Origin of the sequence: Calothrix sp. PCC 7507, assembly GCF_000316575.1 — a bacterium.
In the GTDB taxonomy this organism is placed as follows: Bacteria; Cyanobacteriota; Cyanobacteriia; order Cyanobacteriales; family Nostocaceae; genus Fortiea.
Genome location: NC_019682.1, coordinates 3,390,418 through 3,409,667 on the forward strand (window position 1 = coordinate 3,390,418; position 19,250 = coordinate 3,409,667).

Sequence of the window (19,250 nt, forward strand, 5' to 3'; positions counted from 1 at the left end):
AGTGCTGAGTTATGAGTACAACTTCTAATCACTCAGCACTCTTGTTACTAATTCCTCTTCCCGTGAGTGTCGAGTTATGAGTACAACTTCCAATTACTCAGGACTCAGGACTCAGGACTCAGGACTCATATTGCTGATTGGCCTTCCTGGTAGTGGCAAGTCAACTTTAGCAAAACAATTACTAGCAGAATGCCCCCATATGCAGCTAATTTCCACAGATGCGATTCGGGGGCAATTATTTGGCAACGAAGCCATTCAAGGGTCATGGCTGCTGATTGAGCGAGAAATCCAGCGACAATTGCAACTAGCTATTGTCTCAGAGAAGACGGCAATTTACGACGCTACCAACACCCAGAGACGCCATCGTCTTGACATAATTACCCTCATTCGCAACTTAGGCTTTACCAACATTACTGGGATGTGGGTGGATACGCCTGTATGGCTGTGTTTAGCACGCAATCAAAAACGACTGCGCCAGGTTCCTGAAGAAATTATCTTCCGAATGCATCGCCAAATCCGGGATGTTCCCCCAAGCATTGAAGAAGGATTAGACTGCCTGATACGGTTTTCAGAATGGCGACAGTACGGAAATTGCTCTCATACAGTGAGCGAGAACCCCACTTGATTTTCGGTAATGTTTGTTAATTTAAAATCAGAATCTATTTGCTTGGCATTATACCTGGCAAATAACAAATCTCGCATCTTAAAAAAGAACATAATAGGAATTTCTATAGGAGGCTGGTAGATGGCTGCAACCGACTTCAAAGACTATTACGCAATTTTGGGAGTTAGTAAGACTGCCAGTCCAGAAGACATTAAACAAGCTTTTCGTAAACTAGCTCGCAAGTTTCACCCTGATGTCAACCCAGGCAACAAACAAGCAGAGGCACGGTTTAAAGAAATTAATGAAGCCTACGAAGTTTTGTCAGATCCAGACAAACGTAAAAAATATGACCAATTCGGTCAATACTGGAAACAAGCTGGGGAAGGCTTCCCATCTGGCGGTGCTGGCGTTGATATGGGTGGCTTTGATTTCAGTCAATATGGCAGTTTTGATGAGTTTGTCAATGAGTTACTAGGGCGTTTTGGTGGTGGTGCTGGCCCTCGCACTGCACGGCAAAGCTACTCTTATAGTACTTCTACTAGTAGCAGACCAAGCGGTTTTGGCGGCTTTAGTGATTTTGGCTTTCAAGATGTAAATACAGGTGGTGGTACTACCCAGGATCTTGAAGCCCCAATCTCCCTAACTTTAGCGGAAGCGTTTGCAGGGATACAAAAGCGCTTTAGTTTGGGTAATGAAACCATTGATATTAGGATTCCGGCTGGTGCTAAATCTGGTACTCGCCTACGTGTACGTGGGAAGGGGCCAGTTAATCCTATGACCCAACAGCGTGGGGATTTATACTTAAAGGTGGAACTCCAGCCCCACACATTTTTTCAGATTGAAGGCGAGAATCTGGTCTGTGAAATGCCCATCACGCCAGATGAAGCTACTCTCGGTGCGGCAATTGATGTACCTACACCCGATGGCACAGTTAATGTCAAACTTCCCGCTGGAGTGCGTTCTGGTCAATCACTGCGTCTACGTGGTAAGGGTTGGCCGCTAGCTAAAGGTGGACGTGGCGATCAGTTGGTGAAGGTGGCGATCGTCCCACCCAAAGACCTCAGTCAACAAGAGCGGGATTATTATGAAAAAATTCGGGCTATACGTACCTATAATCCTCGCAGCCATTTACAGCAGGTCAAACTATAAAATTCTAATTAGTACGAAGCCGTCCTAGTGACAAATTTTACTAGAACGGCTTTGCACGATATTTTGGTCAATCTTAAGTTTTACTGTGTCGTGTAACCACCATCTACCGCCAGGGATTGTCCAGTGACAAATGAAGCAGCGTCAGAGCAGAGCCACACTACAGCTTCTGCAACCTCTTCCACTCTTCCTATTCTACCAATTGGGTGAGCTGCGGCCATCTGAGCCTTTCCTTCGTCGCCAAAAGCACGATCAACCATATCAGTCGCAATGACGGCTGGACTAACCGCATTCACCCGAATACCTGACTTGGCATACTCTAAAGCTGCTGTTTTGGTCAAGCCTATGACGCCGTGTTTGCTAGCAACATAAGCAGCAGCATCGGGGAAACCAATCAATCCCGCAATAGAGGAGTTGTTGACGATCGCCCCACCACCTTGTTTAAGCATTTGTAAGATTTCATACTTTAATGACAGCCAAACTCCTTTGAGATTAATGTTAATCACGCTGTCCCAATTTTCTTCTGTTTGTTCCACTAAAGGACTAAAGATTCCCTCAATACCGGCATTGTTAAAAGCGTAATCTATCCGACCGTATGCCGAGACAGCTTGATTAACTAGAGCTTCAATTTCAGCACTATTACTGACATCTGTTTGCACAGATATACCTTCACTACCAGCAGCTTTCACTAACTCCAGTGTTTCCTCACTTTCTGCAATTCGGCGACTGCCAATGACAACTTTTGCACCCCGTTTGGCGAATGCTAAAGTAGTGGCTCGTCCAATTCCAGAACTACCGCCAGTGATGAGAGCAATCTTATTTTCTAGGTCTTTCATAAGTGGCTATTTTTAGTGTGTGTACGCTTAATAGAAGAATGGAGTTAGGGATAAATCTGGTGGCCATAGAAATCTGGTCAGCGAAAATAAAGTCCCCTAAAAGCTGACTATACAGGTTTCTTCGTTTCAGACTAGCCTGCGGCAAGCCGTACTCTCCGAGAAGCCGCCTCCGGCGTCTACCGCGTCTTCAGACTTCAGACTTCAGTCTTAGCTGGTTGGGTCATTCTTGCCACGACGATAGCTTTAAATTCTGCCATCGCTTCCGGTGTGGTTTGGGTTGCTTGCCATGCGGGACGTGCAATTAAGCGATCGCACCAAGCCTCCATTTTGGGATAATCACTTAGGGAAATACCTATTGTTGGCAACCAGGGTACAACTGTTCCCGCAACCGCTTCAGCTAGTGTTAGCTGTTCGCTACCAAAGTAAGGGCGATAATCGAGTAGGCTTTCAAATAATTTCATCACTGTAGAGATTTTCTGCTTCGCCTGCTCAATTTTTTCTGGGTTCTCTGCTGGTAAGCCTAATATTTGAGGCAAAAATGTCGTGGTAGCTGGCAAAAGTTCATTCACCGTTACTAGTTGTACCATGCGGGCGATCGCTAAATCTTTGGCATCTGTAGGCAACATCGCAGGCGTAGGGTACTTTGCTTCTAAATAGTCCAAAATTGCCAGAGATTCGATTATATTTAAGCCGTCATCTACCAAAGCTGGAATATGATGAAAAGGATTAATTGCCAAAAATTCGGGTTTAAACTGCTCCCCATTTAATTTGATTTCTACTAATTCAAACTCAAGTCCTTTTTCTAGTAGAGTAATCCAAACACGGCGGGAATTAGGAGAAATTGGTGCGTGATAAAGTGTCAGCATAAAAAAACCTCACAGCTTTACTCAGGCTAAGTTTTCCGGCAAATCAAGTATAGCGTTTTTCAGATAAGTAGGGTGGGCATTGCCCACCCTACTTATGCTAAGTTTTTAGGTAAATAATTAATATCAAGTAACTGTTCTAATGTGTAAGTACAACATTGAGGTAGGTTATTTAGCTTGCCCTCAGTTTTATCAATTGCATATTCTCAAGCATCATCATAAATAGATGGTAATTCTTTTTCTAAAAACTGTTGAAACCGTTACCAATGACAACTGACGAGCACCACTAGTTAACTTTTTTTGCTCCCACCTACTTACAAACCATCAAATTGTTCTAACAATGTCCCAGTATTAGCATTATGGTCTAAAAAAGAAAACGAATGTCTATAACGCAGTTTCCCTTCTTCATCTAATACAAACTGCGCTGGCAAAGGCGCTCCCAATGCTTGACCTACATGATATCGACGAAAGACATAACAACTAGGGTCACTCAACAGTGGCATTTGTAATGCTAAATCTCTCACAACAATTTGACTTTGTCTTTCATCGGTACTAGTAATCAACAAAACTTCAATACCACGATTTTTAAATTGTGCGTAATTCTCATTCAATTCTTTAATGTGAGGAAAACAAAACGGGCAATATTGTTTTTCTGTGAATATCCGAGTAAAAGCTAGTAATACTGGCTGCTTTCCTCTATAACTCGACAACTTCACCAACGTTCCATTCGTAATATCTGGCAGTTGAAAGTCTGGCGTTCCTACTTCTAGCCTCAGATAATTTGTAGCGGGAACTGGTAAAAAATTGCGGAAGAAACGCTCATTAAATAAGCCTCTAAAATCTGTTGAAGTTAGCATATTTTTAGTCCTAGTTATGGAGGTTTTTAGTTGAGTGTTATAAATCTTTGATTGGGGAGTCAGAATTCAGGAGAGTTCAACAGTTATCAGTATCAGAGGGGAGTTATACCGTTTTTTTGTGAAGCTGCATATAATTCACCCCCCGGCTATCGCCGTCCCCCCTTGGCAAGGGGGGACTACAGGGGGGTATTATTATGTGCATCTTCATACAGAATTGGTATTAGAATTCAGAATTTAGGAGAGTTAAAAATATTTAGGAGATGAAAAAACCACAGATAGACACGGTAGTTGATACTGTTTTATGTGTATCGGTGTTTATCTGTGGTGATGATTGATATTGTACATTTTCACGTTAATAATGTCCTTTGTCATTAGTCATTTGTATTGTAAAAGACAAATGACCAATAACTAATGACAACCTCAATGCGTAAATCTAGACTGCAGAGAAGTATACTTTAGACTTCACTGGGTCGGGAACCATTGTCTGATCTCCTGGTTTCCAACCAGCAGGGCAAACTTCATCGGGGTGAGACTGAACGTACTGAATGGCTTGTAATGTCCGCAGGGTTTCATCGACGCTGCGACCAAAAGCTAGGTTGTTGATGGTGGCGTGCTGGATAACACCATCTTTGTCGATGATGAACAGACCGCGTAAGGCAATACCTGCGGCTGGATCAAGGACATTGTAAGCCGCGCTAATCTCTTTCTTGATGTCAGAAACTAGAGGATAATTCAAGTCACCGACACCGCCAGATTTGCGATCGGTTTGAATCCAAGCCAGGTGGGAGAATTCGCTATCTACGGAAGCACCCAGGATTTCCGTATTAATTTTTTTGAATTCTTCGTGGCGATCGCTAAATGCTGTGATTTCAGTGGGACAAACAAAGGTAAAGTCTAGGGGATAGAAAAATAAGACAACATACTTACCACGATAGTCGGAAAGCTTGACTGTCTTAAATTCTTGATCCACTACAGCTGTTGCTGTAAAATCTGGGGCCTGTTGACCAACGCGGAGGCTTCCTTCTGTTCCGTAAGTGAGGGACATTAACCTAATTCTCCTTCAACTTATATTTATTTACTAGCGTTGGGTTTCGGGTTATCTAAAACTCACCCGTCCACGCTGTCACTCTTCGGGTACACAGTCCCTGCGGTCGGGCGAACCCTTCCTTGAGGGCTGTCTCACAATTTAATTACGATCTGTTACGACTATATCATAGTCATAACGATTTTGAGTAGCAAATGGCTGATTTAGATACAAGAGAATGGTTATTGACCAATGGCTTAGGAAGTTTTGCCAGTGGTACTGTTTCGGATGTCCGCACGCGCACCTATCACGGTTGGCTATTTGCCGCGACGAACCCGCCTTCTGAGCGGACTCTGCTAGTCTCGCACCTAGATGCCAGCCTGGAAGTAGGAGGAAAAGTTGTAGTCTTAGGGACTAATTATTGGCGCAGTGGTCAAATTGAGCCGACAGGCTACGAATTGCTGCGCTCTTTTGATATTAACCCAGTTCCCAAATGGATTTGGGGTGAAGATAACTGGCTCTTAAGCAGACAGTTAGTGATGCCCTACGGTTTAGCGGAAGAGGTAGGAATGGTATCCGAGAAGGCCAGGGTGGATTTGCCCTTGTCTTCTTGTCCTCTTGACCCTGTTTCGGATAGGTTTAGCCATCGCCTGTTGATTCAATATCGCTATGAAGGTAGGGACTTAGGAATTTTAAGGCTGAGACTCTTGATTAGCGATCGCAACTTTCATCACCAACAAATAGCTAATCCAGAATTACAGTTTTCACAGTTATTATTGCCCCAGCAAGTCTGCCTACAAGCCATCACCGATGGGCACTTTGGCACACCTTGGCATCTACGTTGGACACAAGGAGATTATAAACCAGACGCAGTATGGTATTGGGATTATCAGTTGCCAGAAGAGACACGGCGAGGATTAGGCGATCATGAAGACCTTTATAGCCCTGGTTACTTAACAGTCACTCTCCAACCGGGAGATTTAGTTACCTTAGAAGCACAAGTGGGTTTCCCCAATCCACTACAAAATGCCCTCACTTCCGAATCTTTTGCTGAAGCTGTGGAAGCAGAACAAGAACGGCTTTCCCAGATTTTTAGATTTCAGCCAGCTAGCGGAAAATCCTCCATTTCTCACATCCGGCCACAACTACTACGAGCCAGCGATCAGTTTATCGTCTATCGAGCCTCAATAGCTGGCCCCACAGTCATTGCCGGTTATCACTGGTTCAATGACTGGGGACGCGATACTTTAATTTCCTTACCGGGTTTGGCATTAGTTCCACAACGCTTTGATTTAGCAAAAGGGCTATTGCAAACTTTTGGACAATACTGTCGCCACGGCTTGATTCCTAATGCTTTCCCTGATATTGGTGGCGAGCCTTTTTACAACAGTATCGATGCGGCGCTGTGGTGGATTGAAACTCTAGGGCTTTATTTGGAAGCTACCCAGGACTGGCAGTTTTTAGCAGAGCAATTTCCTGTGGCACAGCAAATCTACAAATCATTTTTAGGTGGTACCCGCTACAATATTCAAGCTGATGCTACCGATGGACTGATTGGTTGGGATGCTCGTGGTGTCGCCCTGACCTGGATGGATGTAGTGGTGGAAGGACAACCAGTCACTCCGCGTCTGGGTAAGCCAGTGGAAATTAACGCCCTGTGGTATTCTGCTTTATGTTGGATGAGTCAGTGGGGAGAACGCTTGAGCCAAATTGAGTCTGGCAATTCGTCGGTGCGTCTGGCTAATCAAGCACAACGTTATGCCCAGCAAGCACAACAGGTGAAATCCTCCCTGCAAAAGTTCTGGAATCCGCAGCGCTGCTACTTGTACGACACTATTGAGCCGGACGATCGCCGTAATTCTCAGATTCGCCCCAATGCTATTTTGGCTTTGTCATTACATCATTGTGGCTTCTCGCAACCACAAGGACGGCAGGTACTTTCACGGGCAACTTCCAGCTTGCTGACTCCCTATGGTCTGCGGAGTCTCGATCCAGCCGACCCGCAATATGTGGGGCAATATCTAGGCAACCCACACGAACGCGATCGCTCTTACCACCAAGGTACTGTTTGGAGTTGGCTGATTGGCCCATTTATCCGCGCTTGGCAGCGTTTTTACCCAGAAGCACCACTTCCTTTTGATTGGCAACCTTTACTGGAACACTTTCTCTCTGATGCTTGTCTTGGCTCCATTTCCGAGATTTTTGATGGTGATCCACCCCATACACCCAGAGGAGCGATCGCTCAAGCTTGGTCGATTGCTGAAGTCATTCGCCATTTGCCTGATGTAAATCAATAGCCATTATGAAAAAGGGACTGGGGACTCCGCACTTTTTCAAGTCAGGCGTCATGAACTGCTATACACCAGAACAAAAATGGGATAAGGCAGGAGGGAAAACGCCTCAATATACATATTTTAAAATATGTATATAAACTTGAAAATTCTTTACGTATATTCACTTATGGTTAATTAGCAGATTATCGACTAGACTCTATGAAAAACAAAATTTATGAAACTGGATTTACCACTTATTTATTTTGATCTGCTAGTTTTTCAACTTGTGAATTCATCGCCAATTTTCCCCGTTCATCCCACAAAAGTTTTTTAATTTTGTAAAATAGTCGGATTAATTTAAAATCTCCTCAATAACCACATAAATAGTATCTAAAGCTAATAAAATCAAACATAGTAAGTCCAATATTTAGGCTAAATTATGAAGTAGGAATCATCGCCAATTCATTATCTAATTACCAAAAGTATTACGTAATATTCTAATGAAATTCCCAAAAAATGTAAGTTATTTATATAAGGTTGAGCAAATATGTCTAGACAAATAACTATTGAAGTATCAGATTCACTATTTCAAAAATTAGAAATGGATTGTAAATTAAACGACCATACAATTAATGAGATAATTAACCTTTGTCTCAGAATCAGATATGAAGATGAGTTCCTCATTAGAAGGTTGCGGAAAAAACTTGTTAACAATAATCAAGTAAGTGATGAATATTATAAGTTTTATGCTGAATTTAATGAAACGTTCCAAAAATAATTAAATTAATTTGATTTATAAATTTACTCCCAGAGGCAGTTAAGATACAGCCGAAATATTTAGTAACTAATACCAGAAATTTTGATATAAAACCCCACAAAAACTAAAAGCCCTTAGCATAAGGGCTTCTGATAATTGTTTTGCATGGCTCAGGTCGGATTTGAACCAACGACCCCAGGCTTATGAGTCCCGTGCTCTAACCAACTGAGCTACTGAGCCAGATTTAACCGCAATGATTAACTAGTATAGCATGAGTGTTTGGCGATCGCTAGCCTAATAGACAACTAATTTTTTGATGGATACGAGACAACAGGCTCTGCATCAGTTGCTGAAACTAGTAAGTCAAAAGAGGGAGTTTAGCTCCCTCGATCAACAAAGCAATGATGAAATTGTGGGCAACTAGAACTAGATGCGATTAGCCAGTAAGGCGACTGGGTTAACTGCTCCCTTACCTGCCGGATGAATTTCAAAATGGCTGTGTGGTCCAGTACTAAAACCAGTACTACCCATTGAAGCAATAATTTGACCTTGATGCACCTGCTGACCTGCTTGCACCAGAATTTTGCTGTTATGACCATAACGGGTCATACTGCCATCAAAATGACGAATATCTACAAGGTTCCCGTAGCCGCCATTATTCCAGCCGGCTTTTTCGATTACACCGTCAGCTGACGCGTAAATCGGTGTGCCGGTAGAGTTAGCAATATCAATTCCCTTGTGTGGCCGTCCCCAGCGCATACCAAAACCAGAGGTAAGAACACCTTTTGCCGGCCATGCATAAGCCACTGACGAAGTGGATGGCGGAGGTGTAGTCTCATCAATCGGCTTGGGCAGGTATTGATCCACAGCTGCCAAAGGTGGCAATTGTGGAGACACCGAGCGTCCTCGCATTCTTCCCAAAGAGTCAGAAGAATTGACACGTGTAGGTGCGATTAACCTAGCACCAGATGCATTAGGCAACTGATTAAAGGTTTGGTTGGGCAAGAATTCTGGGTTGATTGGCTCGCTGGTGGGTCGAGTCGCACCATATACGGGTTTAATCGGCTGGGCCCTATAGTTATTAGCGCCAACAGGGGAAGGAACAGCAATCTGCACCGCATTCCGTGGAGAAACGGGGCTGGATACTGCAAAATTGTTTGGACTAGGCACAGGGAGCGACACAGCAGCATTGTTAGCTTCAGGAGATTCTGGCGCAACTACACCGGCTTGTTGGGCACGGTATTTCTCCCTTAATCTCTCGATTTCTGCTTGTAAGCTCCGTAAGCGCTCATTACCTTTTGTTCTTGCTACCTTCTCCGGTTTTTTAGGCAACTGGATGCCGGCATAAACTTTGGGCACTGGAGTATCGCCACCAACGCCATAAGTATTAGCTAGGTTAGGATTTGCCGACATCAGGTCGTTTGCAGTTGCTGGTGTCGGGTCGGTTATGTTGCTGCTGTTGGCAATGACTGATAACTGTGAGGATACAGGTAGGTTTAAGTTAGCACTAGCTGTATTCACAGGTGTAGTGACTAACTTAGCAGTAGAGGGGTTAGTTGCTAACTGAGACTGGTTAGCAGTGCTGCGGTCAACCCCAGTAGCAGGAATAATCAGTTTTTGACTGATTTGCAGTTGGTCGGGATTGGTGAGATTATTGGCCCTGACTAATTCTGAAACGGAAATACCATAACGGCTAGCGATCGCTGCTAGTGTATCCCCAGGCTTAACTTCGTAGGCTACGGGTTCCGATAGTGCGGCAACTTTTAGTGTGGCTGGTGCAGGTGTTGCCAGGGGCGCACTAGTGACTTGTGCCTGTTTTAAGCTAGATATCAGGTTGTTTTTATTAACATCAGCGAGGGTTGGTAACTGTTCAGTTACGGTGCTGCTCGCGTTAACCTGTGGTGCTGTTTCAACTGTAGTTGTTGGCTGCGCCGACCCAATAGTAGCTTGTGATAAACCTTTGGTCTCCTCAGACCGCAACTCCGCCAGGCTCTTTTTTAAACGGCTCGATTTTTCTTGTAAGCGATTTAGTGCAAACTCTTGCTGCGCCTTCAGTTGTGCATTGATTTCACTGCTGGCGACTTTGCTCTCTGTTGTCACTGTTTGTGGTTTCTCAGTCAGCGACGTGGCTTGAGAGCCAATATCACCACTAACACTAGAGAGTTTTTGCAATTCCCTAGACTTGGCTGTTTGCCCCTGTAATGCTTGGGGGTGCAGATAAAAGGAAGTTTTGTAATTTGCTGCTGATGCAGGAACTTGCAATTTAGCTTCCAGCCCAGGCACTTGTGAAATTGCTGTTGGTTCCACTATGACAGAATGTTCCGGCAGACTCGCTAATGAGTCGGCTTTAGTCTCTAGCTTTGTGGGGGCAAATTTTACATCAGTGTCGGGAGCAGCCGGTAGCGCTGAAGCTGCCTTTTGGCTACCTACAGGAGCCGCTGCTTGGGCTTGATCGCCTTGTCGCGTCATCAAAAGGCTGGTTGCGCCCATTGAAATTGCCAAGCCAATCACGGCAGCTTTTGTATGCGCCCGACGGTTAGCCTTGGGATTTACCACATTGAGTTGCTCCACCGGGGCACTTTCGCTGTTGGGGGTATTTTTCAGCACAGCCTTTACTCTCTTTTTTAATGCTCGTTTCAAAGACGACCTCCTAAGAACACTAGCGCTTAACTGACCTCGATTTTTCAGTCTGATACTAGTCAATGATTTAGATCACATCGAAAGATAGATCAAGATCACACCCACCAGAGATACTTACGCAAGATTAACCTGCTTCTCTGATTTAGACAAGTTCACACTTTTTTAGCAAAACTTTAAAATTGCTGTGCCGACTTGTCCACTCCACACCTCACACCCCAGGATGCTTTGCTCTTTGCAGTAGTTCAAACAGCTTGTCTTGCTCTAATAGCAGGGACTGGACAAACACAACTCTTTGCCGCGTCCACTGTCGCTTTCAGCAATTGACTTGCCACGACTTCTGGAAAAACAATGCTCCCTGCTGTAGATATCTTCAAGATATTTCTACCAAATCCGTCTTCCCAGCTCGACACTTTACGTTGATTATTCCCAAAAAGACAACCGTGTAAACTCGCACCTACATTTGCGCCCCTGAAAAATACTTTTTAAGCCAAAGTCATGGAAATGCCCTATAAGACTGGCTCTTAACCCTTTTGTTCCTAAGTCCAAGATAATTGAAATTCATCAAAATCTATCATTGAAATTTGGCATTGGCTCGTTTTTCCTATACAAATTTCTTATATTAGCTCACCTCTATTCGTAAGTGTTTAAGACTACATTTTGCAGCAGCTTAGACAATAAAGTATAGCCATTCATGTTGTTATGGCTGTAACAAACGATATTTTTACTTAAAGAAATTACCCTTTTAATTAATATCTTATGTCTTAATAAGTATTTTTACTTAAAAATGCTAGAAGCACTCTACTGTAAGTAACCTAGCTGACGACGGGCTTCAAATAATCCTACGGCTACGCTTACGGAGAGGTTTAAGCTGCGAACCTGGGGTTGGTGCATGGGAATGTGGAGGGTGGCATCACAAGCTGATAAAACTGTGGGTGATAAGCCAGTGGTTTCACTACCAAACAGCAGCCAATCGTTGGCTTGAAACTGAAATTGCACATAGTTAGAACTGCCACCGACACTGAATCCTAGCCATCTGCCGCCGCGTTCTTGATGTAGAGTTTGAAAGGCTGCCAACGATTCGTGATAGTGCAGTTTGACATAAGGCCAATAATCTAAACCAGCTCTTTTGAGGTAGCGATCGCTGATTTCAAACCCTAAAGGCCCTACCAAGTGTAATTCTGTACCCGTCGCAGCACAAGTGCGAGCAATGTTGCCTGTGTTGGGCGGAATTTGTGGGTTTACTAGAACGACCTGGGGCATTTTCTGTGGATTAAATGTGTGCTAAAAAACAATGTATCAAATGTGCGAAATCTACCAAAAGACGCAGGCGATCTATAGGTTTTATTAATAATCTGCAAGTTATTCCCATAGATTAGAATTTTTAAACACCGCAAAAAATTTCCCAGAATTCTATCTGAGAGCATTTTTGATGAGAAATAAAGAAGATACCAATTTTGTGGCGATCGTGTTTGCGGGTATTTCCTGGAGATACAAACGACTCCAGGAAAATCTACCATGAGTAAGAAGACAGGGGATGTAGTGTTAAGCCATCAGGGGGGAACACAGCTTATTTTCTAATTCGATTTCCCGTTCTTGCGTGGCCACAATCGCCTGAGTGATGACGCGCCCAGAATCGAAACCGACGCTGTGCAGCTGTAACCACTGTTGGGCTTCGTTACCTTCGCGGAGTATTTTTTGTAAGGGCGACAGAAAACAGCTAAAGCCTTGCTGTTTAGCGATCGCCCAGACTTCCTGATAAAGTTCGCCAATCCAATCTCTAGCTAAGATGCTGCGGCCATCTTGCCAATGCCTGAGTTGGGCATCAAGACTAGCACGAGATGCTGCTGCTTCATTTTCCGCAGTCAGGGTAATAAGTTCTGTGGGTGTGAGGGTGCTTTGGGTTAACGGATCGATGGCGGGGTTTTCCATTATCTGCAATAACCGGGCTTCTAGCAATGCGGTAATTGCTAGTAAAGCGATCGGATCTGTAACTAAATCGCAAATTCGCAGCTCTAGACGATTGAGATCATAGGGGCGGCGATCGCCATTTGGTCGTACTGATGACCACAGATGGCGCACGTTCTGCATGGTGCCAGCAGCTAGCTGTTCTTCCACCCACTGGATATGGTGGGCGTGGCTGGCGAATAAAGGCACATTAGCGGGGGTTTGGGGGAAGACGCCCCAGCGTGTAGAGTGATAGCCTGTAGTTTTACCGTTTAGGAACGGAGACGAGGCGCTGAGGGCAAGAAATAGGGGTGCTTCCAGACGGATCACCCGACAGGCGCGCATGAGTAGTTCTGGATCGCTGATACCGACGTTAATGTGAACGCTAGCGGTGACTACTTTTGTGCCGTAGGTTTGCTCAATATAGTCGTGATAGGGGTTAGTGGGATCGGAACGAAAAAAGCGATCGCTCCCACCCAAAGATAGGGTACTGCCTGGAATCAGGGTATAGTCGCCCAAACGCTTGATGTAGTTTCGCAGTTGCCGACGCGGACGCAACAACGCACACAATAAAGTCTCATATCTGTGCAGTGGTTTAGTGATGTACTCCACATTGCGACTATCTGGCTCCCGCACAAATGCATCTAAAGCCGCAACAATCTTGTCGGAGAGACCGACGATTTCACCTTGAGGTGTCCCCGTGTACATCTCAATCTCAAAGCCTTTCGTTAAGACCACTTTGTTCTCCTCGCCTCTCCTAAGCCTATAAATTGTATCGAATTAGACGATTTTTTGCACTCTCATTAAAGCTAAATCCAAGTTAAGAATCATTGAATCAATAGCTAAGAAAGATGAAGTGGTTTACCTAAATCTACGAGAAATTATGCAGGGTGTAAGTATAAAAAAAATATTAGGCAGAAGTCAAACAATTTTGGATTGATCACATAGATAAATATAGAAATCAATTCAGGGACTTGAAAATTTTGTATTGTGACTCATATTTTATTTGCACTTGATGCTTGTCAACCCCTTTTCTTCCTTTTAACTTTTGTCTCCTGGCTTTGAGGCTTAGTGTATTGCGAAATGAATTTATCAGGTAAATCATCCTCTAGAGCAATTTCCAGACGGATAAATTCTGCCCAAACTTCACTGCTGAGTAAATTTAAAGCACTCTCATAATTATAAGTAGCGATCGCGCCGATAACTTCTCGCCATCCTATCCTTAATTGTTCAAGAAAATCCTCTTCACCTGTAATTTGATTCAGTAAAGCAAGCGCAGTTTGAAAACACGCTAAATCATCAGTTAATTTTTTTGATTTTAGTACCACATTTAACCACACCGCTAGAAGTTCTAGCCAGCTATTTTGCTGTATTGCTGTGAGTGCTAACTCTTCCATACCTAGCACACCCCAAATACACAAAGGCTCGATTGCTAGTTGCGAATCATCTGTTTTTAGAGCATTTACCCACAATTTATCAGCAATAACAGCTAATGTATTTGATGGCAATTCTAAAACTTGCTTACCATTTCTTATTTGAATACTCAACTTATCTACTATCTGATCAACAATAACCAAAAGTGATATTTCTTTACTAATAGTTTGTGTTGACGATAATACTCGAAAAGCCGTCACAATTTTACCTTTTTCTGGTATATGAAATTCCAAATCTGAATCCTGAATGATTTGCTGTATTTTCTCAAGTTGTAAAGCAGAGATATCAGTAATTTTATGATCAATATTAATAAAATTTGCAGAGTCAGTTAAGTCTCTTCTGGTTTCACTTAAAGATTGAGACTGAAAAATAATTTTTTCTTCTAAAGGCTCTGTAATAGCATAAATTTGTACAGAATATGGAGGCTGTAACACAGTACCTTGCTCATAAAATGTACGCCCTTCAGCAGTAACCGTAATTGGTGATTTAACCGCCAAAGTTTGTAAATTCTGAAGATTTTTAATAGTACTTCGCACAAATATCGGATCAAGCCCAAGTATCGATGCTAATTCATCTCCTGTTGGCGGAATGTCAAATTCAATTCCCGCACGGATAATAAACTCTTCAAGTACGTTAAATGGACGAGGTTCTTGTATTGTAATTTCGACAATATTTTGACGCAAGTTATAGCGAACTTGACGCGCTGATAAAACTGATAAACTTGCATTTTGCGATTCAATTTCGCCTACTAACTTCTGGAGACTATCATCAATAGATTTAGCAGCAGATGGGAGAAACATCAACAAAACCTCTATGTAGAAGCACTTGGAATTCTTGTATTACATAATGAAGTGCAGAATGTGGGATATCAATTTCGGCACAAAGTTGAATTAAGGAGCGGGAGTCCGCTGCTCTTGCTCGCTTGATTTGTGTTCCTAATACCAATTCAAATAATGTTTGCAACACATACATTCTTCGTACGGGCACGGCTTCCATAGACTTTCGGGAAAACCGATAGTTTATGGGTGCCGTGCCCCTACCCATCTGTCGTATTCTTTTTTTAAATTGGTATAACCCTGGGAACTCGCGTTCCACAATTTTTCTGACCTTCATTTCTCAATTATCAACTCTCAATGGATGATTATTAATCCACAATTGAGAGTTTAATGTGCAAATTACAAGATGATCGGCTTAATAGCCCCTTCCCTCAACGCCCGATTTCTACGTCTTCGAGGATACCAAGTGCATCGGGGACGAGAACGGCCGCGGAGTAGTAGGTGGTAACGAGGTAGGAGATAATGGCCTTTTCGCTGATGCCCGTGAATCGGACAGACAAGCCTGGTTGGTATTCGTCGGGGATACCAGTTTGGTGTAGCCCAATCACGCCTTGATCTTCCACACCAGTGCGGAGTATCAGGATAGAACTGGTCTGGTTCTTGGTAATCGGGATCTTGTTAGAGGGAAGAATCGGTACATTGCGCCACGTGATTATCTTGCTGCCATCGATGTCGATGGTGTCTGGATAGATGCCTCGACGGTTACACTCCCGACCGAAGGCTGCAATAGTGCGGGGATGAGCCAGGAAGAACCTGGATTTCCGCCGACGGGTGATCAGTTCGTCAAGGTCATCGGGAGTGGGGGGACCACTGCGGGTGTAGATGCGTTGTTTGAGGTCAGCATTGTGCAGCAACCCAAATTCGCGGTTGTTGATCAGCTCGTGTTCTTGACGTTCCCGCAATGCTTCAATCGTCAGCCGCAATTGTTGTTCTGTCTGGTTGTACGGTTCATTGTACAGATCGGCAACGCGAGTATTTACCCGCAACACAGTCTGGGCAATGCTCAACTGATATTCGCGGGGTGAGAGTTCGTAGTCAACAAATGTTCTCGGTAACGCCGTCTCTGTGCTATGACCGGTCGATAAGGCGATCGCCGCTTCTCCATACTTGTTTTGTGGAAGTTCTGCGCGAGTCCGAAACTGCTCCAGGTGAGCCTGCAAAGCCTGGGACTGGTTGAGCAGTTCCCGAAACGCCTGTTGTGGTAGCGCCAATACTGTGGTTTGGGTAACAGCCTTGATCGTGAACTTCCAACTACTGTCTGACTCCACCAACACGCGATCGCCAAAATAATCACCGTCAGCCAGTACATCCAACAGCGGCTGCTCGTCATACTTGCCAATACCAATCTTGTTCACCTTGCCATGTGCGATCAAGAAAAGCTGATTGGCTGGCTGACCTGACTGCACAATAATATCACCAGGGGCAAACTCCTGCTGCACAAACCGACCCGCCAACGTCTCCAGCACCTCGGTGTTTTCAAACCCTCGCAGCAAGGGCAACTCACCAAGTTCCTGGGGAATCACCTGCACTTCAGATCCAGTGTTGGAGAAACTCAACCGCCCATCACCCACGGTATAGGTCAACCGACGGTTCAACCGATAGGTGCCACCCTTCGTCTGCACCCACGGCAACATCTTCAACAACCACCGCGAGGTAATTTCCTGCGTCTGTGGTGCAGATTTGGTAGTCGTGGACAAATTACGCGCCGCATCTTTACTCAAACTCAGTTGAGGTTGTCCGCTCTCAACATCCAAACCCGAATCATTAGAATACGTCATTACCTCATCCCCTAGTTAACAATTTTGGATTTTGGATTTTAGATTTTAGATTTTAGGACTAGCCCTTTCAAGGTGACAAACCAAGATACATTGTTTCAGTGCTACCACCTTGAATCCTACGCTCAGATTTGGGGATTTTTGAAGATCGAAATAACCAATCTTCGTTCCGAATTTCACCACCTTGAAAGGACTAGTCCTAGATTTGTTCCACGTAGCTTGCTTGTTGCGGAGTGGGGATATAGCGCTTCTCGTTTCGATGCAATACACTCTGACCTCTCTCCTAAAAGGAGAGAGGTTTTGACTCTTGCTCCCCTTCCCTCGCAGGGAAGGGGCTGGGGGTTAGGTCTGTATTCCATGCAATTGAGAACCGCTATAAATCACAGACGTGTTGAAATTTTGAATTTTGAATCTTTCAATCCAAAATTCAAAATTTAAAATCTAAAATTCAATCACTTAGCGCCCGATTTCAACATCTTCGAGGATGCCGAGTGCGTCTGGTACTAAGACGGCTGCGGAGTAGTAGGCGGTGACGAGATAGGAGATGATCGCCTTTTCGCTGATACCTGCGAAGCGGACAGACAAGCTGGGTTGGTATTCATCGGGGATACCAGTTTGATGTAAGCCGATCACCCCTTGTTTTTCTACACCAGTGCGGAGCAAGAGGATAGAACTGGTGCGGTTATTGGTGATGGGGATCTTGTTGGAAGGAAAGATGGGTACGCCGCGCCAAGCTGTAACCTGAGCGCCGTTCACATCTACGCTGGTGGGATAGAGTCCGAGGCGGTTGGCTTCCCGACCGAAAGCAGCGATCGTGCGGGGGTGAGCCAGGAAGAATGCTGGCTCTTTCCATACAGTCGCCAACAACTCGTCTAAGTCATCGGGGGTGGGTGCGCCGGTACTGCTGTAGATCCGCTGGCTGAGGTCGGCGTTGTGCAGCAACCCGAATTCGCGGTTGTTGAGCAACTCGTATTCTTGACGTTCCCGCAATGCCTCAATAGTTAGCCGCAGTTGTTCTTCTGTCTGGTTGTACGGTTCGTTGTACAGATCGGCTACGCGGGTACTTATTTGCAACACCGTTTGGGCGATGCTCAACTCATATTCCCGGGGCGCAAGGTCGTAATCAGCGAAGGTTCCGGCTAATGCAGTCTCTTGGGGATGATTAGTCGCCACTTCAATGGCGGCTTCACCTTGGGCATTCTGTGGCTGGTTCAGGCTGGCGCGGAACTGCTCAACATGAGTTTGCAAGGCCTCGGACTGACCGATTAGCCCCTCAAACACCTGTTGGGGTAGGGACAAAACTATGGTTCTGGTAATTGCCTTGAGGGTGTACTGCCAGGTGTCCTCGGATTGCACCACAGTTTCATCACCGAAATGGTCGCCGTCGGCTAGCACGTCCAACACGACCTGCTCGTCATACTTGCCAACACCAATCTTGTTCACCTTGCCACGAGCAATTAGAATTATGCGATCAGCCGGCTGACCAATCTCAACGATCACGTCGTCTGGGGCGAACTCCTGCTGCACAAACTGGTTAGCCAACGCGGTCAACACCTGGGTGTCGTTAAACCCTCGCAGCAAGGGCAACTCAGTAAGTTCCTGGGGAATCACCTGCACCGTTGCTCCGGTGTTGGTGAAACTAACCCGCCCATCACCCACAGAATAACTCAACCGACGGTTGACGCGATATACGCCACCCTTGGTCTGCACCCACGGCAACAGCTTCAACAACCACCGGGATGTAATTTCCTGGGTCTGTGGTGCAGATTTGGTCGTTGTCGCCAAATTACGCGCCGCTGCTGTACTCAAACTTAACTGGGGCTGCTGACCCTCAACATTCACACTGGGATCATTAGAATAAGTCACAACTTCATTCTCCAAACTGTAGTTAGTAAAAAAACCGATCTCACCGAAGAGGTAGAGGGGAAGGGAGCTTTCTAGCGGGGGGGGAGCAAGCCCAACCCTCTGCGACAAGCATTGCGGAACATGGGTATGAACGCGAATTTATGTTGAGCGAAGTCGAAACACAGCGTCTCCAAGAGTTGCCCCGTGTCAGTCTCTCCCCCTACCCCCCAGGGCTGTTTCGTTCCCTCTCAAACAGGATTTGTCAAGATGGTTAGCGATAAAAATCATAAGTATGGGTAACGATGAAACAGAATATTCAGCACATAAATAACAGTACGATTGTCTATTTTCTCGATACCCAGGTAGCAAAATCATCAATTTTATTTTGCTAGAACCCTTGATTTTTCAAGCTTCTT

The 19,250-nt window shown here is 44.8% G+C and carries 13 protein-coding genes and 1 tRNA gene; 3 read left to right on the forward strand and 11 right to left on the reverse strand.

The features are described 5' to 3' along the window. Positions 1–76 precede the first annotated feature (76 nt). Complete coding sequence (locus CAL7507_RS14395) at positions 77–625, forward strand: AAA family ATPase (protein ID WP_015129203.1); 549 nt, start codon at positions 77–79, stop codon at positions 623–625. Positions 626–745: 120 nt separating this feature from the next. Continuing rightward, positions 746–1,753: a DnaJ C-terminal domain-containing protein gene (locus CAL7507_RS14400; protein WP_015129204.1), complete on the forward strand. Its 1,008-nt coding sequence runs from the start codon at positions 746–748 to the stop codon at positions 1,751–1,753. 80 nt (positions 1,754–1,833) lie between these two features. Here CAL7507_RS14400 and CAL7507_RS14405 read toward each other — a convergent pair whose 3' ends face one another. The 4 genes from CAL7507_RS14405 to CAL7507_RS14420 all read right to left on the reverse strand — a co-directional run bounded on the left by CAL7507_RS14405 (position 1,834) and on the right by CAL7507_RS14420 (position 5,351). Beyond that, on the reverse strand, positions 1,834–2,586 hold the full coding sequence (locus CAL7507_RS14405) for an SDR family oxidoreductase (protein WP_015129205.1): 753 nt from the start codon (positions 2,584–2,586) through the stop codon (positions 1,834–1,836). A gap of 194 nt (positions 2,587–2,780) precedes the next feature. Beyond that, complete coding sequence (locus CAL7507_RS14410; protein ID WP_015129206.1) at positions 2,781–3,452, reverse strand: glutathione S-transferase family protein; 672 nt, start codon at positions 3,450–3,452, stop codon at positions 2,781–2,783. A 311-nt stretch (positions 3,453–3,763) separates the two neighbouring features. Then, on the reverse strand, positions 3,764–4,306 hold the full coding sequence (locus tag CAL7507_RS14415; RefSeq protein ID WP_015129207.1) for a peroxiredoxin: 543 nt from the start codon (positions 4,304–4,306) through the stop codon (positions 3,764–3,766). Positions 4,307–4,739: 433 nt separating this feature from the next. Continuing rightward, complete coding sequence (locus CAL7507_RS14420; protein WP_015129208.1) at positions 4,740–5,351, reverse strand: peroxiredoxin; 612 nt, start codon at positions 5,349–5,351, stop codon at positions 4,740–4,742. A 194-nt stretch (positions 5,352–5,545) separates the two neighbouring features. Between CAL7507_RS14420 and CAL7507_RS14425 the strand changes: the two genes are divergently transcribed. Then, positions 5,546–7,627 (forward strand): amylo-alpha-1,6-glucosidase, encoded by a 2,082-nt coding sequence (locus CAL7507_RS14425; RefSeq protein ID WP_015129209.1) that lies wholly within the window; start codon positions 5,546–5,548, stop codon positions 7,625–7,627. An 899-nt stretch (positions 7,628–8,526) separates the two neighbouring features. Here the strand turns inward: CAL7507_RS14425 and CAL7507_RS14435 are convergent. The 7 genes from CAL7507_RS14435 to CAL7507_RS14465 form a co-directional block, all read right to left on the reverse strand. Beyond that, positions 8,527–8,600 (reverse strand) — tRNA-Met (locus CAL7507_RS14435). Between the two features lie 186 nt (positions 8,601–8,786). Beyond that, on the reverse strand, positions 8,787–11,000 hold the full coding sequence (locus CAL7507_RS14440) for a peptidoglycan DD-metalloendopeptidase family protein (protein WP_015129211.1): 2,214 nt from the start codon (positions 10,998–11,000) through the stop codon (positions 8,787–8,789). 798 nt (positions 11,001–11,798) lie between these two features. Further along, positions 11,799–12,260, reverse strand: a complete 462-nt coding sequence (locus CAL7507_RS14445) for a tRNA (cytidine(34)-2'-O)-methyltransferase (RefSeq protein WP_015129212.1) — start codon at positions 12,258–12,260, stop codon at positions 11,799–11,801. 282 nt (positions 12,261–12,542) lie between these two features. Beyond that, a complete protein-coding gene (gshA, locus tag CAL7507_RS14450) occupies positions 12,543–13,682 on the reverse strand; it encodes a glutamate--cysteine ligase (protein ID WP_015129213.1) in 1,140 nt (379 codons plus the stop codon). A 284-nt stretch (positions 13,683–13,966) separates the two neighbouring features. After that, positions 13,967–15,061 (reverse strand): hypothetical protein, encoded by a 1,095-nt coding sequence (locus CAL7507_RS14455; RefSeq protein WP_369750924.1) that lies wholly within the window; start codon positions 15,059–15,061, stop codon positions 13,967–13,969. Positions 15,062–15,585: 524 nt separating this feature from the next. Further along, the gene (locus CAL7507_RS14460) at positions 15,586–16,992 is read right to left on the reverse strand and encodes a family 2B encapsulin nanocompartment shell protein (RefSeq protein WP_015129216.1); all 1,407 of its coding nucleotides are present in this window, start codon (positions 16,990–16,992) and stop codon (positions 15,586–15,588) included. Between the two features lie 453 nt (positions 16,993–17,445). Next, complete coding sequence (locus CAL7507_RS14465) at positions 17,446–18,855, reverse strand: family 2B encapsulin nanocompartment shell protein (RefSeq protein ID WP_015129217.1); 1,410 nt, start codon at positions 18,853–18,855, stop codon at positions 17,446–17,448. Positions 18,856–19,250 lie beyond the last annotated feature (395 nt).